The sequence below is a fragment of the Variovorax sp. 20P10.2.4 genome, assembly GCF_058244205.1.
On sequence record NZ_JBZAYE010000908.1, the window covers coordinates 1 to 2283 of the forward strand.

Consider the following 2283-nt stretch of genomic DNA (forward strand, 5'->3'; position numbering starts at 1 on the left):
GCCGTACCCAGGGCTTGCCGCGGCAGGCCGCGGGCAGGCCGTTGGGGCCGGCGTCCTGCAGGTAGCGGTTGTAGCCGGCCACGTAGCCGCGCATCATGGTCTGCACCTCGGCGCTGGTGGTGGCACCGGCGCGCGCGAGCGCGGCGTCGTCCATGTGGTAGCGCACGAACAGGTCGATCTGCGCGTTGGGCATCAGGCCCAGGCCGAAGGCGCCGCGCTCCTGCGCGCCGAAGAAGCGCGAACGCTCGCCGCGCATCGTCACCAGGTGCTCCGCGGTCTGGCAGACGTTGTCCTGCGCATGCGCGTAGGCGGCGCCGAAGGCCAGGCCTTCGTAGTCGGGCGCGGTGACGTGGGCGATGCCGTAGGTGGTGCGCTCGATCGTGACCGCGCGCCCCGAGGGCGGCGGGGCGCTGGCGCAGCCCGCGAGCAGCAGGGCGGCGGCGAGCAGGGAAAGGGGAAGGGTGGCTGCCTGTCTCTTGGTGTTGTGCATGGTGGTGCGGCGCGAAGCCTTCGTTGGAAAACAGCGGGGGACCGAGCGTAGGCCCGCCTCTGCCGCGCCACCTGTCGCCGGCGCGGCAGCCGGCGCCGGAACGTCTCGCTTCAGCCGAAGCGCATGCCCTTCGGGCGTGCCTGCAGCCGGTTGACGTAGGCGTCGATCCGGGGCCGGTTGGAACGGCCACCGAAGGCGCGCAGGTAGATGAACATCGAGCCGATCATCACGTCGGCCGCGGTGAACTGCGCGCCGAACAGGTAGGGGCCGTCGCCGAGCTCGCGCTCGACCGCGTCCTTGGCCTCCTCGAAGTCGGTCCAGCCGCGCGCGCTGTTGTTGCTGCGCAGCTTGAGCATGCTGTCGCCCATCGCGGGCTCGAGCTGCGCGGTCGAATAGACCATCAGCGACAGGAAGCGGCCGCGCTCGGGCGTGCCCACGGGCGGGGCCAGCTTCTTCGCGGGGTACTTCTCGGCGATGTAGAGGCAGATGGCCGCGTTCTCGAACAGCCGCGTGCGGCCGTCGACCAGCGCGGGCAGCTTGCCGGCGGGGTTGATCTTGCGGAACTCGGGCGTCTTGTGCGCCTTCTCGCGCAGCAGCGTGGGCACGATCTCGTAGTCCACGCCGGCCTCGTCGAGCATCCACTTGGCGACCTGCGCGCGGCTGTGCGGGTCGAAATACAGCTTCATGGTCATGAGGGTGTCTTCCTTGGGGTTGTCTGGCTCAGAACTTCGGGATGCGCAGCGTCTTGCTGATCATCAGCGTGCCCGAGAGCGCGAACAGCAGCGCCATCGGATGCAGCTGCCACGGGCCCACGCTCCAGGCGCCGCCCCACAGCGCGTCGCCCAGGCGGCCCTGCGAGGCGGCCCAGGCGAGCACGCCGACCAGCACCACGCTGGTCGGGATCGGCGTGCCCTCGAAGTACTTGACCTTGTCGCCACCGGCCGAGAGCGATTCGGCCGTGACGTTGAAGCGCGCGAGCCGGCTCACGCCGCAGCAGACGAAATAGACCAGCGCCACGCAGTCCCAGCCGCCGTCGAGCCCGGCCGCGAAGCCCAGCGCGGCCGGTGCCACGCCGAAGGAGATGATGTCGGCCAGCGAATCGAGCTCGCGCCCGAGCGCCGAATGGGTCTGGCGCCAGCGCGCGATGCGGCCGTCGAACACGTCGAACACGAAGGCCGCGGGCGCGAGCGCGGCGGCCCAGTAGAAGTGGGTGAGCGACTGGCTCGCCATGTAGGCCATCGCGAGGAACACGCCGCCCACGCCGCAGGCCGCGTTGCCGAGCGTGAACACGTCGGCGAGGTGGAAGCCGCGGATCATCGAGAAGTGCTTGCGCACGGGAGCGGGGCGGTTCATGGAGCCTTCTGGAACTGCGGAAATGCGCCGAACCTTAACCGAAGCGCCGAGGCCCCGATGTAGTCGCGCTCCGACGCGCGGGCGCGGACGGCGTCAGCGGCGTTCGCGCCCGCTCGGCGCCACGCCGAAGCGCTTGCGGAAGGCGGTCGCGAAGTTCGTCGCGTGGCGGTAGCCCACGAGCTGCGCGGCCTCCTGCACGCTCAGGCCCTGCGCCAGCCGTTCGCGCGCGAGCGCCATCCGGCGCTCGTGCAGCCATTCGAAGACCGAGCACTGGTAGGCGGCGCGGAACTTCAGGCGCAGCGTGCTCTGGCTCATGCAGGCGAGGCGGGCCAGCGCCTCGAGCGTGTGGTGTTCCTCGGGCGCGTCGTGCAGCCGTTGGCGCACGCGCTCGAGCAGCTGGCGCTCGCGCGACGACGGCAACGGTGGCGCCGCGGGTGCTG

General features: G+C 71.0%; 4 protein-coding genes. All 4 read right to left on the minus strand.

Going from position 1 to position 2283, the window contains the following annotated elements:
* On the minus strand, positions 1–490 hold a 490-nt coding region (locus AC27VN_RS39255), incomplete at its 3' end, for a penicillin acylase family protein (RefSeq protein WP_490880182.1).
* Between the two features lie 110 nt (positions 491–600).
* The gene (locus tag AC27VN_RS39260; RefSeq protein WP_490880183.1) at positions 601–1182 is read right to left on the minus strand and encodes a glutathione S-transferase family protein; all 582 of its coding nucleotides are present in this window, start codon (positions 1180–1182) and stop codon (positions 601–603) included.
* A gap of 28 nt (positions 1183–1210) precedes the next feature.
* Complete coding sequence (locus AC27VN_RS39265) at positions 1211–1843, minus strand: CDP-alcohol phosphatidyltransferase family protein (RefSeq protein WP_093344709.1); 633 nt, start codon at positions 1841–1843, stop codon at positions 1211–1213.
* Between the two features lie 93 nt (positions 1844–1936).
* Positions 1937–2283: helix-turn-helix transcriptional regulator (locus AC27VN_RS39270; protein ID WP_490880184.1), on the minus strand; the 347-nt coding region annotated here is incomplete at its 5' end.

Bases quoted from the DNA above. Each gene is read 5' to 3' on its own strand.
- AC27VN_RS39260 (WP_490880183.1), bottom strand. From the start codon at position 1,182: ATGACCATGAAGCTGTATTTCGACCCGCACAGCCGCGCGCAGGTCGCC.
- AC27VN_RS39265 (WP_093344709.1), bottom strand. From the start codon at position 1,843: ATGAACCGCCCCGCTCCCGTGCGCAAGCACTTCTCGATGATCCGCGGC.